The 21831-nt window shown below is 71.0% G+C and carries 11 protein-coding genes; 6 read left to right on the top strand and 5 right to left on the bottom strand.

Annotation, left to right across the window (positions count from 1 at the left end):
- Positions 1–64: 64 nt before the first annotated feature.
- Positions 65–487: a cupin domain-containing protein gene (locus tag WMF14_RS29045; protein WP_437791212.1), complete on the top strand. Its 423-nt coding sequence runs from the start codon at positions 65–67 to the stop codon at positions 485–487.
- Positions 488–640: 153 nt separating this feature from the next.
- Here the strand turns inward: WMF14_RS29045 and WMF14_RS29040 are convergent, their stop codons facing one another.
- Complete coding sequence (locus tag WMF14_RS29040; protein ID WP_272094160.1) at positions 641–1087, bottom strand: CoA-binding protein; 447 nt, start codon at positions 1085–1087, stop codon at positions 641–643.
- Between the two features lie 83 nt (positions 1088–1170).
- Between WMF14_RS29040 and WMF14_RS29035 the strand changes: the two genes are divergently transcribed.
- Positions 1171–2364, top strand: coding sequence for a mechanosensitive ion channel family protein (locus tag WMF14_RS29035; protein ID WP_437323250.1), 1194 nt, complete (start codon positions 1171–1173; stop codon positions 2362–2364).
- A 181-nt stretch (positions 2365–2545) separates the two neighbouring features.
- Complete coding sequence (locus tag WMF14_RS29030; protein WP_437791211.1) at positions 2546–3508, top strand: L-lactate dehydrogenase; 963 nt, start codon at positions 2546–2548, stop codon at positions 3506–3508.
- A gap of 452 nt (positions 3509–3960) precedes the next feature.
- Here WMF14_RS29030 and WMF14_RS29025 read toward each other — a convergent pair whose 3' ends face one another.
- Complete coding sequence (locus WMF14_RS29025; RefSeq protein ID WP_437791208.1) at positions 3961–5163, bottom strand: FIST signal transduction protein; 1203 nt, start codon at positions 5161–5163, stop codon at positions 3961–3963.
- Between the two features lie 295 nt (positions 5164–5458).
- Complete coding sequence (locus WMF14_RS29020) at positions 5459–11161, bottom strand: DNA repair ATPase (protein WP_437791206.1); 5703 nt, start codon at positions 11159–11161, stop codon at positions 5459–5461.
- Between the two features lie 531 nt (positions 11162–11692).
- On the opposite strand from WMF14_RS29020, the gene WMF14_RS29015 reads away from it, so the two are divergent.
- Entirely contained in the window at positions 11693–14623 is a 2931-nt protein-coding gene (locus WMF14_RS29015) for a DUF4215 domain-containing protein (RefSeq protein WP_437791203.1), read from the top strand.
- 540 nt (positions 14624–15163) lie between these two features.
- Positions 15164–16405, top strand: coding sequence for a hypothetical protein (locus tag WMF14_RS29010; RefSeq protein ID WP_437791201.1), 1242 nt, complete (start codon positions 15164–15166; stop codon positions 16403–16405).
- 189 nt (positions 16406–16594) lie between these two features.
- Here WMF14_RS29010 and WMF14_RS29005 read toward each other — a convergent pair whose 3' ends face one another.
- A complete protein-coding gene (locus WMF14_RS29005) occupies positions 16595–18808 on the bottom strand; it encodes a hypothetical protein (RefSeq protein ID WP_437323244.1) in 2214 nt (737 codons plus the stop codon).
- A 183-nt stretch (positions 18809–18991) separates the two neighbouring features.
- Positions 18992–19867 (bottom strand): glycine zipper family protein, encoded by an 876-nt coding sequence (locus WMF14_RS29000; RefSeq protein WP_437791198.1) that lies wholly within the window; start codon positions 19865–19867, stop codon positions 18992–18994.
- A gap of 646 nt (positions 19868–20513) precedes the next feature.
- Here WMF14_RS29000 and WMF14_RS28995 point away from each other — a divergent pair.
- Positions 20514–21794: a lipase family protein gene (locus tag WMF14_RS28995; protein WP_437791196.1), complete on the top strand. Its 1281-nt coding sequence runs from the start codon at positions 20514–20516 to the stop codon at positions 21792–21794.
- Positions 21795–21831 lie beyond the last annotated feature (37 nt).

Genomic DNA, 21831 nt, shown 5'->3' with positions numbered 1-21831 from the left:
GGATTGACGCGGTAGGGGAGCCCTGCTGGCATGGACGCCCTCAGTCGAGACGGGGGAGGGAAATATGGCCGAGCCGAGACAGCCTGGGTTCGATCTCCGCAGCACCTACCTGCACCTCGCGGAGGGCGGGGACGCGCTGCAGATCGATGTGAAGCCGACGTTCTGGCAAGAGCTCATGTCCGACGAGCCGACGGGCGCCGACATCCGGCGGGTCAAGCGCGTGGATGGCTGGCTCGTGACGAGGTTTCACATGGCCGAGGACACGGCCCGGTGGGAGATGCACCCGGCCGGGGACGAGATCCTGTACCTCCTCTCGGGCACGATCGACGTCGTGCTGCAGGACGAGGGCGGCGAGCGGGTCGTCGCGCTGCGCGCAGGGACCGCGTGCACGGTGCCGCAAGGGGTGTGGCACCGGATGATCGTCCACCAACCGGGGGATTTCGTGGCGATCACGTACGGCAAGGGGACGCAGCACCGAGCGGTGTAGTCGCCCCGCGGCGAGTCCGAGTTCGACGTTCCGGGGCCGCGCCTTGCCGGGCTGCCGCAGCGACATTCCGGGGCCGCGCCTCGCCGGGCTGCCGCAGAACGACGTGGATGGGAGTCGCGGAGGAGGTCGATGTCCTCGACGACGTTCTTCGCCTCAGCTCCGCCCTGCGTGGCGGCGGTGCTCCACCATCAGGCAGCGGTCCTGCACGACCAGGATGCCTGCCTCGACCAGCCGCTCGGCCACCTTGTCGTTCCGGATGCCGCTCTGCAGCCAGACGGCGCGCGGCCGGGCGGCGAGCAGGTCGTCGAGGTGCCCGGTGACGTCCTGGCCCCGTCGGAAGACATCGACGATGTCGATGGGGCCCGGCACGTCGGCCACCCGGCGATAGACCTGCTGGCCGAGGATGGTCTTCACGTCAGGATAATAGACAGGGACCGGGATCACCTCCACGCCCGCGCCCTGCAGATAGCTGGGCACGTAGAAGGCAGGCTGATCCGACTGCGCCTCGGTTTTGATGCCGAGCACGGCGACGCGCCGCGCCGAGCGCACCAGCTCCGCCACCCGGGCCTCGTCGTGGCTGATATCGCGAATGTCGTCCATGGAGGGAGTCTACGCCCCAGGGCGCCGCTCGGCGACAGATCCCCGCGCGCGGGTCGCGGCAGAGTTGTGGCAGACTCGGCCGCGTGAACCTCGACCGGCTCCCCGCGCTCTGGGCCGACCTCATCCGCTCTCCCGCCTCGCTGCCCGTCGCGCTGGCGCTCTCGGCCTCCGTCCTCGCGCTCGGCTTCTTCGCTTACCGCCTGGTCTTCGCCTCGCTCTCGCGCCTCGCGGGCGCCACGCAGACGTCGCTGGACGACCTCCTGGTCCGCCGCATGCGGCTGCCGGCGCGCATGCTCGTCGCGCTGCTCGCGATGCACGCGTTCATCTCCCTTCGCGGGGGAGAGCTGCCCACGCTCCACAAGGGCGTGCTCCTCCTGGAGCTCACCCTCGCCGCGTACCTCGCCATCGAGATCGCCGAGACGCTGATCATCGACTACTGGCTCGCCGAGCGCCGGAAGGTGCTGCTCCCGGCGCTGGTGCGGCACCTCCTGCTCACGATCCTCTACCTGGTCGCCGGCCTCTCGATCGTCGGCGCGGTCACGGGGGTCGACCTCGTGCCGCTGCTCGCGACCTCGACCGTCATCACGGTGGTCCTCGGCCTCGCGCTGCAGGACACCCTGGGCAACCTCTTCGCCGGGCTCGCCCTGCACTCCGAGCGCTCGTTCGGCGTCGGGGACTGGATCCTCGTCGACGGGGTCGAGGGCCAGGTGATCTACGTGGGATGGCGCTCCACGCGCCTCCGGACGTTCTCCGGAGACGTCGTGATCCTGCCGAACTCGATCATCGCCAAGGCGCGCGTGCAGAACTTCTGCGCGCCGGACCGGAACTGCGCGCGCAACATCGAGATGCTCGTCGCGCTCGCCGCGTCCCCCGAGGCCGTGGAGCGCGCCGCCCAGCGCGCCTGCGGCGAGGTGCCCGAGGTGCTCCGCGAGCCCGCGCCCAGGCTCTGGCTCGCCTCCGTCACGCCGCTCTTCCAGCGCTACGTCATCAAGTTCTGGATCGCCGACTTCGAGCGCCACGATCTCCTGGAGTCCGAGGTCATGAAGGCGTTCTTCCGGGCGTGCCGCGACGAGGGCGTGGCGCTCAGCCCCGCCGCGGCGCAGCCGGCCCTCGCCGTCGAGATACGGCCCCCGGCAGGCGCCCCAGGGCCCGCCGAGGGCGCCGCAGGGGCCGCCGCCGGCGCCGCAGGGCCCGCGGCCGACCCGAGGGCGGCGCCGGCGGTCCTGGCGGCGATCGTCGTGGCGCCGGCCGCCCCGCCGCCGGACGCTCACCTCTGAGCCCGCGCGGGCTCAGGTCGTGGCGCCAGCCGCCCCGCCGTCGGGCGATCACCGCCGCGTCTGCGCGGGCTCAGGTCGTGGCGCCGGCCGCCCCGCCGTCGGGCGATCACCGCCGCGTCCGCGCGGGCTCAGCGGCCTGATTTGCCTTGGTGCAGCCGCCTCGCCGCGGTACCCCGGCGGCATGCCTGATCACCAGTCCGTCTCTCCCAGCAAGGTCGCGATCGTGGGTGCTGGCAGCGTCGGGGCGACGATCGCCTATGCGTGCCTGATCCGCGGCGTGGCAAAGCAGGTCGCCCTGTTCGACACGAACCGGGCCAAGGTCGACGCCGAGGTGCTCGACCTCAACCATGGGCTGCAGTTCGTCCCGGTGGCCACGCTCGACGGCAGCGACGATGTCGAGGTCTGCCGCGGGGCGCACGTCGTCGTGATCACCGCCGGCGCGAAGCAGAAGCCCGGGCAGAGCAGGATGGACCTCGCCACCGCGAACGTCGCGATATGCCGTGAGCTCCTGCCGAGGCTCCAGGCCGTCGCGCCGGACGCGCTCTACCTGCTCGTCACGAACCCGGTCGACGTGATCACGTATGTCACGCTCAAGCTGACGGGCCTCCCGCCCGCCCGCGTGATCGGCAGCGGTACGGTGCTCGACAGCAGCCGTTTCAGGTTCCTCATCGCGAGCAAGCTCGACGTGGCCGTGCAGAACGTCCACGCGTACATCGCGGGAGAGCACGGGGACAGCGAGGTGCCGCTGTGGAGCAGCGCGAACGTGGCGAACATCCCGCTCGACGCGTGGTCCGTGCCTGGCCACGGCCACCTCGGCGCGACCGAGCGGGCGGAGATCTTCTCCAACGTGAAGAACGCCGCCGCCCAGGTGATCTCCGGCAAGGGCGCGACGAATTACGCTATCGGCCTCGCGACCGCCAAGATCCTGGAGGCCCTGCTCCGCGACGAGCACCGCGTGCTGCCCGTCAGCAGCCTGCTGAGCGGCTATCGTGGGATCGACGATGTCTGCCTGAGCGTGCCGTGCATCGTGAACCGGTCCGGCGTCGAGTCGCGGCTGCCCATACCGATGAGCCCCGAGGAGGAGGCGGGCGTCCGGGCCAGCGCGGACACGATCCGCAAGGCGATCCGAACGCTAGGATTCTGAGGCGACCCCGGGTGTGCCGCGACTGCCATCGCGCCCCGTGATTCCCGTCGGGCCCAATCGCCCGTGCCCCTCGAAGGCGTCTATCGTCCGTCTGCCGACCAACCCCTCTCGTCTGCTCATCCGTGGCAAACCAGCGCGTTCGCCCTCATTGGCAAGGCCGTAGGCCCGAGGAGCGGCAGCTCGTCGCGCGGAGTGGGGGACGGGCCGATGTTCGAGCTTGCCCTCATTGGCAAGGCCGTAGGCCCGAGGAGAGGCAGCTCGTCGCGCGGAGTGGGGGACGGGCCGATGTTCGAGCCCAATAGCCATCTTTCATCCGGCGAAGCCGGATGAGAGATGGCTCAGGCGAGTTCGGCGAGGCCCCCACTCCGCGCGACGAGCTGCCTCTCCTCGGGCCGGTCAGCTCAGCAAAGCCCCCGCACCGCCCAACGATCCGCCCCGCCTCTTCCCAAAGCTCACCCGCCAGCAGCCGCCTGGTCCGCTTCCCCCCACGCCACCATGACAGCGCTCGTGTTGTAGAACCCCTCGACGCTCCCCCCGAACTTCGCGATCTGCCCGTAGCACGCCATCCCGAACATCGGGTTCGACGCCGCGTTCGGCGAGAGGAACGCCCGCACCTCCTCGCGGTACCGCTCGCCCAGCATCCGGAACCGCGCCGCGCAGTCGAACACCAGCGAGCCGGCCACCCCGGGCAGCGGCCCCAGCACCTTCGTCGACAGGCTCTTCGCCGCCTGGAGCACCGCGTCGGTCGCCGCGTTCACGACGCGCACCACCTGCCCGCGCGCCAGCCCCCCGGTCAGCACCACCGCGCCGTCCCCGCGGATCGCGATCGGCGACCTGATCTTCAGCGCCTCGCCGAACGGCGTCTTCGCCCCGAGCGCGTGCTTCGCCATCGTCTGGAGCAGCCCCTCGCCGCTCGAACGGAAGCCGAGCCGCGAGAGCTCCTCCTCGTACACACGCGCCGCCGGCTGTCCGTCCAGCGTCCTGAGCACGTTCCGCTCGATGTCCGTGATCGTGAAATCCCGCCCGCCCTCGGCCGCGCGGAACCCGTGCACCACGTCGATGTTCACCCGCTGCCGGTGCGTCAGGCGCACGAGGACCGCCGCGTCCGTCAGCACCTTGCGGCCGAGGAACACCCGCGCCCCCTCGAACGTCCACCCGTCGCCCGCCGTCCCGCCGAAGACGCGCGTGTGCGGCGGCACGCCCTGGCGGAGCGCGGCCACCAGATCGTCGCCGTCGCACGCGAACGCGTCCGCCAGCACCAGGATCGAGCTCGTCGCCCCGCTCCGCCCGCTGCCGCTCGAGACGGCCTCGTCCATGTCGCTCAGCGCCGCCCTGATGCTCTTGGCGTGATCCGAGCGCAGCTCGCGCGCCGCCGTGCAGGCCACGTCGATGTTCGCTCCGCCGAGGAACGCGCACGTCACCCCGCTCCTGCTGAAGCCGCGCTCCGTGAACGACGCGCCGCCGGTGGTGGCTCCGACCACCGGAACGCCCGTCGCGTCCTCGACCGCGGCGAGGTAGTCCTCGTGCTTCGTCCCGCTCGGCATGGCCACGATCGCGAGCCGCGCGGGCTCCTTCCACTCCGCGACCGTCCGCTCGATCTTCCGGCCGAGCAGCCACGCGTTCCCGTCAAAGGGTCCGAGGGTCATCATCTTCATGCGCTGAAGCTCCTGCGTGCCCGGCGCCGGAGCGCGGGCTTCGGATCCAGGCCATCACCGACGAACCGCGACCGGACGGTGATATCACGCACGAGGGAGGCCTCTCCACTCCTCATGGATGGGCGCCCGCCGCGCGCGGCCGCTCGTTCGAGGGACGAGCATCGGCTCAGCTCGGATGCTGTGTTCGCGCCGCATACCTCCGCGCCGGCGCACGGCGCCCTGCTCCGCCCTGCGCGCGCGAGCGCGGCGTCGGCGTCACCAGGCGAGCGCTCGAGCGCCGTCTCTGCGAGCGCGCTCACATGCCGAGCAGCATCGGCTCCCGCTGCCGCACGAACCCCTCCACGAGCTCCCGCTGCTCGCCCGAGAGCCGCACGAAGCGCGCCCCGAACCCAGGCGGACCCTCTTCCTCTGCCTCGCGCGTCCATTCGACCACCCCCACCGCGTCGATCTCGCCGCCCTCCGCGAACGGGATCGTGAGCGCCACCGTCGTCCCCCGCGCTGGCGGCGGCCGGAAGGTCGGCACGAAGATGCCGCCGTGGTCGACCACGTCGGCCGCGGGCGCCGTCCGGTAGAAGTTCGCCGGCGACGCCGCCCCGACCCGCGCCTCGAAGCGCGGCGGCGGCGGCTGGCTCTGCGGGCGCGCCGCCGCGCGGACCTTCTCCTCGAGCGACCGGAGCGCCTGCGCCAGCTCCGAGACCTGCGCCTCGATCGCCCGGATGCCGAACGCGCTCTGTGTCGTCGCCTTCGCGAGCGGCGCGACGAGCCGCTCCACAAGCGACAGGTGGTGCCCCACGAACTCCGACACCGAGCGATCCGTCTCGACCTTCACGTCGACCCGCGGCTGCGCCGCCCCCTTGAGCGCCGCGGAGAGCCGCTCCATCTCGGGCGCGAGCCACTGCTTCATCTCCCGCGCCCGCGCGTCCCCCGCCTGCGCCACCGCGGCCGCCTTCCCGATCGCCCCGCGGATGCCCTCCAGCTGCTCGCCCAGCATCGACAGCGTGCCGGTCACGCGCACGACCGGGTCGTCCTCCTTGCCGCCCATGCGCTTGATCCGCACGAAGCCCTTCTTGATCTCGTCCCACCGCGCCGCCTGCTCCGGCGTCATCCGGCCGCGCAGCTCGGCGAGCTTGAGGAGGTTCTGCTCGGCGCCCGTCGTCAGCGTCTGCGACTCGCTCACGTAGTGATCGTCGATGAGCCGGTCGACCTCCTCGTGCGTGTGCGCCGCCACGACCTTCTCGGCCAGCTTGTTCATGTTCCGGTAGCTGCCCTGCAGCTTGAACGGCGGCTCCGTCCGGAAGGCGTCGTCCTGCGACGCGCTCCGGATGTACTCGAGGTTCACGGACAGCAGCACCTTCTGCACCCGGAAGAGCCGCTCGAACACGGCGACCATCTCCGAGACCTCCGCCGCGGAGTAGGCGTGCTCGAGCTCCGTCGCGGCGATGGCCTCGCCCTGCGCCATCCGGATGAGCTTGTGCGTGTCGCCCGGCGCCCGCCCGGAGAGCGGCGCGAGCGTCGGGTTCGACGTGAGCGCGTTCTCCAGGTAGCTCAGCGCGAACAGCGCCTCCTTGCCGTCGAGGATGTCGCCGAGGTTGTACGTGTCGGCCCGGTTCGACAGCATGTCCGGGATCTGGAACCGCGCGCCCGACTCCGTGTACGGGTTGCCCGCCATCACCACGCAGAACTTCTTGCCGCGCAGGTCGTACGTCCGCGTCCGGCCCCGCCACACGCCCTCGATCCGGCGCTGCCCGTCGCAGAGCGAGATGAACTTCTGGAGCAGCTCCGTGTTCGTGTGCTGGATGTCGTCCAGGTACAGCATCACGTTGTTGCCCATCTCGAACGCCAGGTTGATCTTCTCGACCTCCTGGCGCGCCGTCGCGTTCGGGGCCTCGGCCGGGTCGAGCGACGTCACCTCGTGGCCGAGCGACGGCCCGTTCACCTTCATGAACACGAGGCCGAGCTTGCTCGCGACGTACTCCATCAGCGTCGTCTTGCCGTAGCCCGGCGGCGAGATGAGCAGCAGCATGCCCATCAGGTCGGTGCGCTTCACGTCGCCCGCGGCGCCGAGCTGCTTCGCCAGGTTCGCGCCGACGAGGGGCAGGTAGACCTCGTCGATGAGCCGGTTGCGCACGAACGAGGTGAGCACCCGCGGCGCGAACTCCTCGAGGCGCAGCCGCTTCCGCTCCCGCTCCGCGATCTCGCTCCGCACCTTCCTGTAGGCGCGGTAGCGCGGCGCCCTCTCGTGCAGGAAGTCCTCGATCTTGCTCAGGAATTCGTCGAGTCGGAGCGCGATCGCGCGCTCCTTGATGCGCGGGTGCTGCCCGAGCAGCCCCTCGACGCGGGCCTCGGTGACGGCCGCGCTCGGCTCCCGCTCGATGTGCCGCTCCGTCACGACGACGACCGCCGCCTCGAGCGCGAGGTGGGCAAGCGCGGCCGGGGGTTTGGGGGCAGAGCCCGGCTTGCCGGGCGAGCCCCCATCGTTGGCCAAGGGTTTGGGGGCAGAGCCCGGCTTGCCGGGCGAGCCCCCATCGTTGGCGACCGCGGCGAACCCGCGCAGCCACGCGAGCGCGAGCTCCAGCCGCTCGGCCGGGTGCTTCTCGAGCTGCCGCAGGTCCTCCTCGAACGCCGCGCGGCCGCCCGCGAGGTCGAGGCGCGCGAGCAGCGCGTCCCGCAGCGAGATCGCCGCGTCGCTCGTCACGAACCGGGGGCGCTCCGCCGCGAGCTCCTCCACGAGGTACCGCGCCGCGACGCGCACGTCCGCCGCGCTCGCCTCGATCCGGTGCGCCGCCGCCGCCGCGGCCACGCCCTGCGCGAGCTCGGCCGCGAGCGCCGCCCGCGCCTCGCTCTCGCCGAGCTGCGCCGCGAGCCGGCCGAGGCTCCGCGCCCGCCGGTGCGCGAGATCCCGGGCGCGCGCGTCGAGCCCCGCCCAGGTCAGGCACGCGAGGGCCCGCGGCGCGCTGCCGAAGCGCAGGAGCCCCGCCGTGGACCGCAGCGCGAGCAGCTTCTCCAGGATCAGCGCCGCGTCCGCGTCGTGGACGCCGCGCTCGTAGCCCTCGTCGTGCCGGCCCTCCGCGTACGCGCGCACCGCGCCGAGCAGCCCGCCAGGGCCGAGCGACGCCTCGCGCAGCCGCTCGATCGACAGCCCGCCCCGCCCCGCCTCCGCGTCCGCGAGCATCGAGCCCGCGAGGAGCTCGCCGCGGTAGACCTCCGGGGTCTCGCTCGCGAGCTCCTGTCCCCAGAGATCGCGCGCGCCCTCGAGCGCCGGGTCCTCGATCGGCTCGAAGAAGTCGGTCCCGGTGAGGTGCAGCGCGAGCCCGTCGCCGCGCGGGACCAGCGTGAGCTCCAGGGCCTGCGTGCTCACGTTGAAGCGGTGGCGGCCCAGCTTGATGACGTCGCCGCCGCCCTCGAACAGGTCCTCGCGGTCGCGCAGCGCCCGGAGCGCGTCCTGCCGCGCCGACTTGAGCCGCGCCTCGACCTCGTCCCCCTTCACGCTGTCGCCGAGCGCGTGGAGATCGGCCGCGAGATCGCGGAGCTTCGCGACCATGGCGTCGGACGCGAAGTACGTGTTGAGCTCGTCCACGCCCGCGAAGGTGCGCGCCCGCCGCGCCACCCCCTGGACGATCCGGTCCGCCGCGGCGACGAGGTTCGAGACGCGCCGCTGCCGCTCGTCGAGCAGCGCCTGTCTGCGCGCCGCGATCGCGTCGTTCACCTCCTCGCGCTTGGCCGCGAGCTCGCCGAGGAACTCGTCGAACTCGCCGAACTTCCCCTCGAGCTCCTCCAGCTGGACGAGCAGCTTCGACAGCTCGGCGTCGCAGCGCTCGGGCGTGTCGCACACCGCGATCGCGCTGGAGACGCTCTGGCCGAACACCTTGAACTGCGCGCCGAACTCGGCGCGCCCCTCCGCGCCCCGCAGGTCCCTGCCGCGGGCGCTCAGGGTCGCGCGCGCGCGGTTCAGCTGCGCGTAGACCTCGCTGATCCCCTCCAGGATCCGGGTCCGCGCCGTGGGGTCGTCGACCTTGAGGCTCGCCACGATCTCGGCGAGCACCGAGAGCCCCTCGTTCACGGCGTCGAGATCCGCGGCGAACGGCGCGAGCTCGGGCGACTTCGCGACCGCCTCGATCTTCGCGATGAGGCCCGCGAGCCGGTCGCAGAGCGGGCGGAACGCCTGCTCGCCGAGGAGGAACGTCACGCACGCCTGGCTCACCTCGTCGGCGCGCGCGACGATCTCGGCCTCGAGCGCGTCGACGCGGCCGAGGTCCATGTACTTGAGCTCGCGGAGCGTGATGAGGTGCCCCCGCTGCCGCCGCAGCGCGGTCAGGGCCTGCAGGAACGCGTCGACGCTCGCCGCGTCCTCGGGCCGCACCCCGGAGAGCAGCTGCCGCTGCGCCGCCTCGGTCTCGGCGAGCGCGGCCGCGGCGCGCGCCTTGATGCCCTCGATCTTCTCGAACTCGTCGACGATGCTCTCGGAGACGCCCCGGAGCTCGCCCACGACCGACAGGAGATCGCCCGCCTCGGCGTGGCCGAGCCAGTAGTAGGCGTCGGTCATCCGCTCGGCGGTCTTGATGAGATCCTCGTACGTCTGCCGGGTCGGCGACCCGTCCAGCGCCGCGCGCCGCATGCTGAGCGCGTCGGAGATCCCCCGCACGAGGTCGGCGTTGCCCACCTTCGCGAGGTACGAGCCGTCGGTCGGCGCCGACGCCGCGAACTCCGCGGTCATGAACGGCGTCTGCCAGATCTGCATCGGGTGGACGCGGGTCGCCTCGTCGCCCGACGCCCGGAAGATCACCATCTTGCCGTCGTCGAAGAGGCTGTAGCCGTGGCACTGGATCGGCGTCGCGATCTCCTTGCGGATCAGGTTGTACGGGAAGAGCACGTAGCGCCCCTCGACGACCTGGTGGAACACGTAGAGCACGTCTTCCCCGTTCGGCGAGCGGATGACCCGCTCGAAGACGAGGCTCTCGGTGCTGCCCTCGAAGCGCTTCGTCTCGCCGGTGATGAGGTAGTAGCCGTTCGGGAAGACGATCCCCTGGTCCTCGGGGAGGCTCAGGCAGGCGAGGCCGATCGCGTCGATGCGCGTCACCTTCCGGGTGCGGCCGTTGTAGACGAGGTAGCGGTACGAGGGCTCGCGGAACGGCTTGATCTTGAGCAGGATGAGCGGCCCGAGCCGGGCGTACTGGATGTCGGCGTCGTCGAGCGCCTGGCCCGCGTCGTCGACCGGCTCGCGGTAGATGCCGAGCCCCGTGGTCGTGTTGTTCTCGATCTTGACCGTGAGATCGCCGCCGACCGTCTCGACGAAGATCTCGCCGAGGACGGCGACGTGCGGGTGCTTGCCCTGCACGTGGTCGTCGCGCGTGGCCTGGGTCCAGGCGAAGTCGTGGGCGCGCGGCCGGACGTTGTCCTCGTCGCCGCGCGCGTCGAGGTAGCGGACGCGCCCGGTCGCGTCGATGCTCCAGCGGAACACCTTGGTGTCGCGCTCGGTCGCGCCGACCTGGAAGATGGCGAGCAGCCGCGTGTCGCTGCGCCGCAGCTGGAGCAGCCGGGGCTCCTTGACGTAGCGGTGGAAGTCCTTGAATTCCTTGACGAAGTTGGGGTCGCCGAGGAGCGCGTCGCCCTCCTCGATCGGCGCGGGGGACAGGTCGAAGGCGCCGCCGTCCTTCGCGAAGCGGTGGAGGCTGAAGACGTCGCCGACGTTGACCTCCTTCAGCCCCATGAACACGAGGTAGCCGACGAGCAGCTTGCCCCGGATGCTCACGATGTCGCGCGGCACGCAGTTGTTCTCGGTCCTGACGCGGGCGTTCTCGAGGAGCGCGAGGTCCGTGCCGCCGAACACCTCTTTTCGCCGCGCGTTGAGCGCCTCGGCGCGGCGGGCGAGCTCCTCGGCGCGCTCGACGAGCCTCCGCCGGATGACCTCGTAATTGCCCCCATCCAGCGGCTCCGCCGCCTGCGGCGGGGACGCCCCCGCCGCCCGGGCCGCGCCGTCCAAGGCCCCTGTCGACACCATGCATGCTCCGTGTGGTCAGCCGAAAGGCCCGCCCCCGCGTCGAATCCGCGCGGGCCTCGGCCTGCCCGCGGCCAGGTTACAGCCGTTCGCCGCGCCCGGGGGGCGAGATGGCGACCGCGCGGCGGGGCCGCCGCGAGGCGGCGTTCTCGGCGTCGGCGGCGGGACGTCTTCCGAGGATGTCAAGCGCGAGCGACGCCGCCGTCGTTTCCGCGCCGCCGCGCCGCCGCGCCGCCGCGCCGCCGCGCCGCCATGCCGCCGCGCCGCCGCGCCGCCGCGCCGCCGCGCCGCCGCGCCGCCCGCCGATTCCGTCGCGCCTCGGCGGGCGGCGCGTCGGGAACCGGCCATGCCGTGAAATCCGCTTGCTCCACGGGGGTGGTTGCGTTGCGATGAGCGGGAACGAGGGCAACCCACATGTCGATGCGAGCGCGCGCCTGTGCGACGCGCGCTTACGCCGTCTCCAGCGCACCTCGTCGGTCGAGGCGCCTCGCGGCGTGGCTTGGACAGCGTGGCGACCTTCTGCAGCAAGTTGGGATGGTGGCGTCGATGGGCTTGGGAAAGAGACTTACTTCCGTGCTCCTCGTCGTGCTCGCCGGTCCGCTCGTCGCCTGCGGCGGCGACGACGGGGGCGGCGGCGAGGGCGGCGCGGGCGGCGGCGTGGGCGGTGCGGGCGGCGGCGGGGCCGCGGGCACCGGCGGCGAGGATACGAGCGGGGGATTCGGCGGGTTCATGACGGTCGGATCGGGCGGGAGCGGCGGCGGGGGCGATCCCTGCGAGTCGCCGGATCCTCCGCCGGAGTGCGACGCGGTGGAGCCGGCGTGCGGCGACGGCGAGATCAACCAGGCGAGCGAGGCGTGCGACGACGGGAACAGCCTTCCCGGGGACTGCTGCTCTGGCGCCTGCAAGGTGGAGCCGTACTGCGTTTGCGAGCCCGGGGAGCTCTGTCACACGACGATCGCCTGCGGCAACGGGGCGGTGGAGCCCGGCGAGAGCTGCGAGGACGGGAACACCGCCTCGGGCGACGGCTGCGACGATCACTGCCAGAGGGAGCCGGGCGACTGGGTCTGCCGGACCCCGGGGGAGCCGTGTTACCGGCTCCACTCGTGCGGCGACGGGCGCGTCTCGGGCGGGGAGAGCTGCGACGACGGGAACGCGGTGTCCGGAGACGGGTGCTCCGAGGTCTGCGCGCTGGAGGATCCCGGCAGCGTCACGTGCCCTGTCCCCGGGCAGCCGTGCAAGCCGGTGGAGCGCTGCGGCGACGGCCGCCTGCGGCCGACCGAGCGGTGCGACGACGGGAACACGGAGCCGGGCGACGGCTGCTCGCCGAGCTGCCTTGTGGAGGCCGGCTGGAAATGCCCGGACGGCGTGCACTGCACGTTCACGGTCGTGTGCGGCGACGGCCAGATCGGCGTGGGCGAGGCGTGCGACGACCGCAACACGGTCTCGGGCGACGGCTGCTCGTCGACCTGCGCGCTCGAGGCCGGGTTCGACTGCGCGCGCGCGGGGAGCCGCTGCACGGCGGTCTGCGGCGACGGGCGCGTCGTCGCGGGCGAGGACTGCGACGACGGCGACACGAGGAACGGCGACGGGTGCAACGCCAGCTGCAAGTGGGAGCCTGGCCTCGTGTGCCAGCCCGCGCCCGGCGGCTACACCTGCCGCGCTACCGTCTGCAACGACGGGAAGAGGGAGGGCTCGGAGCCGTGTGATGACGGCAATGCCAACCTCGGCGACGGCTGCACGCCGTTCTGCCAGGTCGAGCCGGATTGCGGCGACAGCGGGTGCACGTCGGCCTGCGGCGACGGCCTGCGCCTCGGCGACGAGGAGTGCGACGACGGCAACACGAGGAGCGGCGACGGCTGCTCGGCCGCGTGCACGGTCGAGCCGGGGTACAGCTGCAGGAACGACTCGGTCCTCGGCGACGAGCTCCGCGTGCCGATCGTGTACCGCGACTTCAAGCACGACGCGCCGAACTTCGAGCCTGACTCCAACCCGCCGGACGCCATCGTCACGGGCATCGTGCAGCCCCTCCTGGGCGCCGACAACAAGCCCCAGTTCGCCGCGGCGCGACCGAACGCCTTCCTCACGAACGCCACGGATTTCAACCGCTGGTACTACGACTCGTCCCTCTCGAAGACGGTCGTGGACTGGCTCCCGCTCGCGCGCGTCGGGACGTCGGACGTGTTCCTCTTCGAGGATCACCTGTTCTTCCCGCTCGACGGCAAGGGCTGGCAGGACCCGTTGGTGCCGACGGCGCAGCGGGAGGCGAGCCGCGAGGCCCGCGACCCGTTCAACGACTGGGCCGTGGCGGGCAATCACAACTTCTACTTCACGAGCGAGGTCCGCTATTGGTTCGAATACCGCGGCGGGGAGCGGCTCGATTTCTACGGGGACGACGACGTCTGGGTGTTCATCAACAACCGGCTCCGCATCGATCTGGGCGGCATCCACACCCCGATGGGGACCGGCGAGGTCGCCGGCGTCGAGGACGATCGCGGGACGGTGCTCATGGATGATCTCGGCCTCACGGTGGGGCGCGTCTACGAGGTCGTCGTGTTCCAGGCGGAGCGCCACACCACGGCGTCGAGCTACAAGCTGACGCTCGGCGGCTTCAACGCGGCCTCGTCCGTCTGCGAGCCCGTGTGCGGCGACGGCATCGTCACGCCGGACGAGCAGTGCGACGACGAGGACGAGAACGGCCCGGGGTACGGGAAGTGCTCCACGAGCTGCATGCTGGGGCTCTACTGCGGCGACGGGGTGACGACCTCGCCGTACGAGATCTGCGACGACGGCACGAACCTGGGGGGCTATGGCTCCGAGGCGTGCGCGCCGGGCTGCGTGGCGGCCCCCCGCTGCGGGGACGAGGAGATCGACAGCCAGTTCGGCGAGGAGTGCGACGACGGCGTGAACGACGGCCGCTACGGCGGGTGCACGGCGGAGTGCCTGATCGGGCCGCGGTGCGGTGACGCGGTCGTCCAGGAGCCCAACGAGACGTGCGACGACGGCGTGAACGACGGCCGCTACGGCGGGTGCACGCCGGAGTGCGGCGACGCGGCGAAGTGCGGCGACGGGGTCACCCAGGACGCGTGGGGCGAGGAGTGCGACGACGGGGTGAACGACGGCAGCATGGGCTGCCTCGGCTGCCGGATCGGCGCCGTCTGCGGCGACGGGAGCGTGCAGCGGGAGCTCGGCGAGGAGTGCGACGACGGAGAGAACGACGGCGGCTACGGCGAGTGCGCTCCGGGCTGCGTGTACGGCCCGCGCTGCGGCGACAGCGTGACCCAGGCGCCGCCCGAGCAGTGCGACGACGGGGAGAACGACGGCGGCTACGGCGAGTGCGCGCCGGGCTGCGTGTTCGGCCCGCACTGCGGCGACGGCGTGCGGCAGGCGGCGTTCGAGGAGTGCGACGACGGCAACACCGCGAGCGGCGACGGCTGCAGCGCCACGTGCCACAACGAGGTCCACTGATCCAGGGCGAGCCCTGACGGCGACGGGAGCGCGGCGGCTCGCCTGGGCCGCCGCGCTCGCGTGGAGGACCGCCTGGGCCGCCGCGCTGCCTTCTCGACGGCTCAGAGCACGTTGCCCGAGGCGCCCGCCGCGCCGGCGTCGCCCAGGGCGGTCCCGACCGTGCCCCCACGGCGTGCCCATCGCCCTCGCTCCGCATCCCGGAACCATTCAACCTGTGCTGCGGTCTCTTTCCGCCACCGGACACCTGTGCTGGACGGTGTGTCGTGTTGTTGTAATTATGTGACTGCGCTGTCAGCGCCTGGCGAGCCGTGTTGCGGCGGGACATTCGTGCTCCCGGCGCCGCGTCGGCGCGACGGGGGCTATTGAACACGCGGGCTATCGAAAAGGGGTCACATGCGAAATTCGACATCTGGCGCGCTCACGTTGCTTGCGGTCCTTCCGGGGCTCCTTCTCGGGTGCTCCGGCGAGGAAGCGCCCGGCTCCACGGCGGCATCTCCGACGTTCCATCGAGACGTCGAGCCGCTTCTGCAGAAGCATTGCATGAGCTGCCATTCTCCCGGCAACATCGCCCCGTTCAGCCTGACGGAGTACGACTCCGCGCACAGCGTGGCCAGCTTGCTCGCGCGCTCGGCGCGAGAGCGCACGATGCCGCCGTGGGGTGCGATGGAGACGGACGAGTGCCAGCCTCCTCACGGCTGGAAGGACGATCTCCGGTTGACGGAGGAGGAGATAGCGCTCCTCGAGGCGTGGGCCGCCTCGGGCGCTCCCGAGGGGGATCCGGCGGACGCGCCGCCCCCGTTCGTGGCCGAGGCGCCGGGGCTGCCCGGCGTCGAGCTGGAGATCGCGCCGAAGGAGCCGTTCGTCGCGAGCGGCGACGCCGATCAGCTCCGGTGTTTCGTGATGGATCCTGGGCTCACGGAGACGCGGTACATCAACGGCGTGCACCTCATGCCGGGCAACAGCAAGGTGGTGCACCACGCGCTGGTGTTCCTCGACAGGGACGGCGCGTCCGATGCGCTCGTGGACGAGCACGGCGGATACGACTGCTTTGGCGGCCCCGGGTTCTCGGGCGAGCTCGTCGCCGCGTGGGCGCCGGGGGGGGTCCCCTTGGCGCTCGAGCCGAACATCGGCGCTGAGCTCCCCGCGGGGGCGCGGCTGGTGATTCAGGTCCACTATCACCCGGCCGGGACGACCGCCGAGCCCGACGCGACGCGCCTCCAGCTGCGCTTCACCCAGGGCGTGCCGGAGTGGCTCATGGGCATCGCGCTGATCGGCAACTTCGAGTCTCCCTTCGCGCAGGGGCGCGGCCTCCTCCCCGGGCCGGACGACGCGGATGGCGTCGAGTTCCGGATCCCCGCCGGCGCGAAGGACCATGTCGAGACGATGCAGTTCAAGCTGCCCGCGGCGGTGTCTGCCAAGGAGGTGTACCTCTACGGCGCGGGCACGCACATGCACTATGTCGGCACGGACATGAAGGTCACCCTCGCGCGCGAGGAGGGCGCCGCCGGCGCGCCTGAGGAGCAGTGCCTGGTGCAGACGCCGAGGTGGGACTTCTCGTGGCAGCGCGGGTTCTACTACGACGCTCCCATCGAGCGGCTCCCGCGCCTCCGCGGCGGCGACCTGCTGACGATGCGCTGCACTTACGACAACTCGAACAGCAATCCATTCCTCGCGAAGGCGCTCAAGGAGCAGCACCTCCCCGCCCCGGTGGACGTGCACCTCGGCGAGAGCACCCTCGACGAGATGTGCCTCGCCGCCGTGATCCACGTGACGAGGAATTAGTAGCGAGCCGTGTCTTGATGGGTGTGGGAGATCGGTAGCGGTCGGCGACTATCGATCATCGTCTCCGAGCGGTGCTCTCCCGCACAGGAGACGGGCCCAGATCGGCGTTTTCGGCGCGCAGGCGTACTCAAGTACGCCGAGCACCGAAAACGTCGAGATGGGCCCGTATCCGAAGCGGGAGAGCGCCGCTCAAGCGCGCGGGGGGCGGGGCTTCACGAGCTCGTCGATGCCGAGCTCACGCGCCTTCTGGGCCAGCGCCTCGATCTTCTTCTTCCCGTCGGCGTCGGCGCTCGGCAGGAGCGACGTCAGCATTCCCGACAGCGTGCCGTCCGAGGGCCTTCCCCCGTGCGCGACGAGCTGCTTCAGGTCCTCCGTGACGCTCGCGTTGCCGTTCAGGTAGTCGCTGGCCAGGGCGCGCACCGTGGCGCTCTGGTCGACCAGCCCGTCGACCGACTGGCCCAGGGTGACCGCCTTGACGAAGCGATCGAAGAACGCCCCGTCGCCGCCGACGATGTTGATCTTCGCGTGCTCGAACGCCCCGTGCAGGATCTCGGCCTGCGCCTTGGCGATCTCGGCCCGGATGCGCAGCGACTCGAGCTCCACCGCCCGCTCCTTCTCGAGCCGGAGGCGGAACTCCTCGTGCTCGCGCCCGACGCCGTCGAGCGCCTTCATCGCCGCCGCCTTCTCCGCCGTGCCCGCCGCCTCGGCCAGGAGCCGCTGCTTGATCGCGGTCGCCTCGGCGAGGCCCGTCTTCTCCAGGGCGAGCGCCTCGGCCTCGCGCGTCCGCGCGGCCGCGAGCCCCTTCTGCTCGATGCCCGCCGCCTCGGCGAGGAGCCGCTCCTTCGCGACCAGCGCCTCGGCGCGCCCCTGCTTCTCGATCGCCATCGCCTCGGCCTCCTTGACCATCACCCGCGCGAGGCCCTGCTTCTCCTCGCCGGCGGCGGCGGCGTTCATCTTCTCGAGCGTCACGCGCGCCTCGGCGAACCCCTGCTTCTCGATCGCCTGCGCGTCGGCCTCCTTCACCCGGATGCGCGCCAGCCCCTCGGCCGCGGACTCGGCCTGCAGGCCCTCGGCCAGGCGGATCTTCGCGCGCGCGGCCTTGTCGCTCGCCTCGAGCTCGGCGTCGGCCGTGATGAGCCTCTCGCGCGCCCGGAACTTCGCCGCCTCCTCGCTCGCCTCGGCGCCCTTGAGCTGCTTGACGAGCTGCTCCTGCGCCTCGGCCTCCGCGTTGATGCGCGTCACGTCCTTGAGGCGCGTCGCCTCGGCCACCGCGCGCACGTCCTTGATGCGCTCCTCCTCCTCGGCCACCGTCTTGTCGACCGCGATCCTCGCCCGGACCACGTCGGCGATGTCCTTCTTCTGGAGCTCGATCTCCTTCTCGCGCGCGATCTGCTGGAGCATCACGTCGCGCTCGCGGCTCACGATCTCGAGCTGGCGCGCCTTCTCGACGCGCTCGGTCTCGACCGCGACCTCCCGCTCCTTGTTCTTCTGGGCGACCGAGACGCCGCGCTCCTTCGCCTCGCGGGCGACGAAGGCCTCCTCGTCGTTCTTCTCCTGGAGGAGCACCGTCTTCTTGCGCTCCTCGCTCGTGATGCGGGCGGCCTCGTTCTGCTCGCGCGCCTGCGCCACCGAGATCTCCTTGTTCTTCTTCGCCTCGGCCTCGGCCCGGCGCTGATCGAAGCGGAAGATGGCCTCGTCGGAGTTCAGGTTCTGGCTGCCGATCTCCATCCGCTCCTTCTGGCGGAGCTCGTTCGTCAGCACGTTCTGCGCGACCGTGAGCTCGGTGATCTTCCGGATGCCCTCGGCATCCATGATGTTGTCCTTGTCGAGCAGGTCGATGGGCGTCTGCTCCAGGTAGTCGATCGCCGCGTCGGCCAGCACGAACCCGCTCAGGTCCTTGCCGATGACGTCGATGATGTCGTCCTTGAACTTCTGCCGCTCCTTGTAGAGGTCCTCGAAGTTCAGGCGCTTGCCGACCGTCTTGAGCGCCTCGGAGAACTTCGCGGCGAAGAGCTGCTCGAGCGTCTCCGGGTTCGACGCGCGGACGCAGCCGATGGTCCGCCCGACCGTGCGCACGTCGTCCTGCGTCTTGTTCACCTGCACGAAGAAGGTGACCTTGATGTCCGCGCGGATGTTGTCCTTGCAGATGAGGCCCTCCTTGCCGCGCCGGTCGATCTCGATCGTCTTGACCGAGATATCCATGTACTCGGCGCGGTGGATGATCGGCAGCACCAGCGTCCCCGTGAAGGTGACGATGGGGTCCTGGCCTCTCGTGTTGATGATCAGCGCCTTGCCCTGATCCACCTGGCGGTAGAACTTGGCGTACATCACCAGCATCCCGAGGGCGACGAAGGCGAGGACGCCGACGAGGACGATGATTAAGGGGACGGTCACAGTGGGCACGCGGAGCTCCTTCGCGTTTCGGTGGAGGGGAGGGCGCCGGCCCCCGCGTTCACGTCGGTGAGGGTCGGACGTCCAGGCCCGCTCAGAGCCGGGTCGGGGGCCGAATGACGCCCCCTCGGGGACGAGCGTACACGAAACCGCCTGCCCGACAGCGGCGTTCAGCCGCGGCGCCCTCGCCGGCGTTCAGCCGCGGCGCTGCCGCTCGTCCGCTGCGCGCGCCGAGGGCGCGTCTTCTTCCTCGACTTCCTCGACGCCGGCCGGGCGCGCTTGCGCGCGGGACGCTCCCCGCTCGGCCAGGGGAGGGGGAGGGCCCAGGAGGGCGTCGAGCGGCTCGACGCCGAAGACCTCTCGGTCCGGGTCCCAGCTCACGAGCAGCGCGCGGTCGCCCCGGCGGAGCGCGCCGGGCGTGTCGCACCGGACGTCGAGGATGTGGCTCGCCCCGCCCTCGTCGATCGTGGCCTGACCGAAGCGCTCGTCGACGCGCCCGGTGGAGATGACGCACACGCGGCCCACGAGATCCTTCTTCGACTGGGCGTGCCGGGTCACGAACAGCGGCCCGAGCGGCCGCACCGCGAGCGAGGTCAAGAGCACGGCCGCGACGAGCGAGCCCGCGAGCACCGCGAGGCCGAGCGTCCAGCCGGGCAGCCCCCAGCCGAGCCAGAGCGGCCCGACGAGCACCGTCGACAGGGCGCTCGTGAACCAGCCGAACGTCGCGATCAGCGAGAGCGTCACGGTCGCCGGCACGCGGTGAAGCTCAAGGGCCGCGAGCAGCGAGCCCACGCCGTGCGCGCCGTCGGCCCCGTCGGCCCCGTCGGCAAGTCCCTCCGCGGCGCCCTTGGCGGCGCCCTCGAGCGCGCCCTTGGCGGCGCCTTCGAGCGCGCCCTTGGCGGCGCCCTCGAGCCCGCCCAGGTCGGGCGCGGCGTCGCCGTGGGCGCCGCCGAGCAGGTCGAGGTCGAGCGCGCCCAGGAGGACGAACAGCCAGTAGATGAGCGCGAGCGCGAGCAAGACCGTGAAGATCACGGCAGGGAACGCGAGCGATGCGGCGAGCACCTCGGCCATAGGCAGACGCGGGCAGGGCGCGAGATGCGGCGCCTGCGACCAGCGTCTCGGATTGGATCACAAGGAGGGGAGGAGTGGGGCCAAATTCGGCTGGCCAGCGTGCTGCCGAAAAGACTTGACTTGCGTGGGTGCGCGCTCGATCGCAGAGCGCGCGGAGCGCAGCGTGGGGGCGCTGGACGCGGCCACGCCGTCCTGCCAGGGAGCCGCTTCAGCCAAGGGGGCGCTCTGCGACTCGAGGCGTGCGCCGCGATCCACCCTGGTATGCGTGAATCGCTCCGATCTCTCCTTCCTCCAACTCTTGCGAGGGCGCTCGATCTTCTGGCCCAGGTAATCACGCATTCTCGTCGGAAGGCCCGGCAGGCTCTTCGCAGGCCTCCGCCGCGCTCGGATGGTTGCAGAGGGGGGAGGCGGTGGTAGTTTGAGGTGTGGGGTCGACCCGCTCCGGTGTTGGTGGGCGCGGGGCGTGTCGTCGGCGCGAAGGCTACGTTGCGCGTCGAACCAGCTCACGATGAGCGCTGGTGATAAAAGCGCGGCTCACGCCGACCGGACTCCGAGCGACGGCGCGCGCGTCCCGGCCGGAGGCGCGTGTTCGTCGCAGCTTCCACAGCGAACGCCGGCGGAATGGCGATGAGGAGCGAGGTGAGCCATGACGGACAAGGATTTGTGGCCAGATCAGGACATGTCGAGCAGCGCCGACGACACCCGGATCGCTGAGACACTTCAGCGTGCAATCGCTCTCTTTCCGGAGCAGTGGGCGGCTGCCGCGACGCGCTTGAGGACCGGTGACCTCGTCGACGACCTCGTGAACGTGAGTCCAGGCGCATACGACCACGCTGCTTCATCTCTCCTCGCTTCCGCGTCGGCATGGGCATACTCGGACAACGAAGAAGTCATCAGAATGATGGAGCGTCGCGGATTTTCGAATGTCTGCGTCACGGTCAAGTTCAATAATCAGGGTTTTCTCATGGATTCGCTCGTGCACTTCGTCCTGAGCAGGGACGGGCGGGTGGGAATCCTCGTTTTTCGTGGATCGCAGCTGCAGCCTCTGACCAATTGGTTGGCCAATATCAATATGAAGCCGGAGGCGTTCTATGCCGCCGGACGTGTGCACGGAGGCTTTTATCACGGCATCCTGTCGGTGTGGTCACGCGTGAGACATTACCTTGTCGCCGCCCAGAACGGTGAATCGATCTGTCGAGCATCGCAGCGCGATGCGATAGACAAGCGCTGCGCCCAGGAGCCCTCGACGGAGGATGTCCGTGTGTCCTGTGGCGAGGTGCTGGGTTTGTCGACGCAAGATGAAGAATCTCGCAAAAAGGAGAAGCTGCGGTCGATGGTGGGGGCGCTCGAGGACGCGCTCCGGTTCAAGATGGAGGCGCTCTACATCACCGGCCACAGCCTGGGCGGCGCGCTCGCCGTCCTCGCGGCGGCGCTGATCTACTCGGACGAGAAGCTCCGTGACTTGCGGCCGCTGTTGCGCGGAATCTACACATTCGGACAGCCGATGGTCGGCGACCCGGCTTTTGCCACGAAGTTTCAGAGAGAGTTCGGGAGCAAGCTCTTCCGGCACGTCTATTCCCGAGACATCATACCGCACTTGCCACCGCGCTCGGCAGGGATCTTCGAGCACTTCGGTCAGGAGTACATCTCTTCGGTAGAAGGCTGGATCAGCAACAGGGGGCCGACCGCAGGCCAGGTGCGCATCGGGGGGGTCGCCATGCTCGGCAGCGCTCTTGCCTGGCTCGGTGAGCAGTTCTCCCCTCGCGGCCTGCTCCCCGACCTCGGACCCGTGGGATGGCTCGCGAAGAAGATCGTCCCTCCCATCCTGCGTGAACCGCTCCTGTTCCGCTATTCGCTGGGCGATCATATGCCAATCAATTACCTCCGCGCCTCCCGTGGACCCGTCCCTGGCAGCGAGTTCCTGTGAGCGAGCGCCTTCGTCAGGGCCCTTTGTGATCGTGGCC

Origin of the sequence: Sorangium sp. So ce693 (assembly GCF_051521375.1) — a bacterium.
GTDB lineage: Bacteria > Myxococcota_A > Polyangia > Polyangiales > Polyangiaceae > Sorangium > Sorangium atrum.
This window is presented reverse-complemented; position numbering and strand designations above follow the sequence as displayed.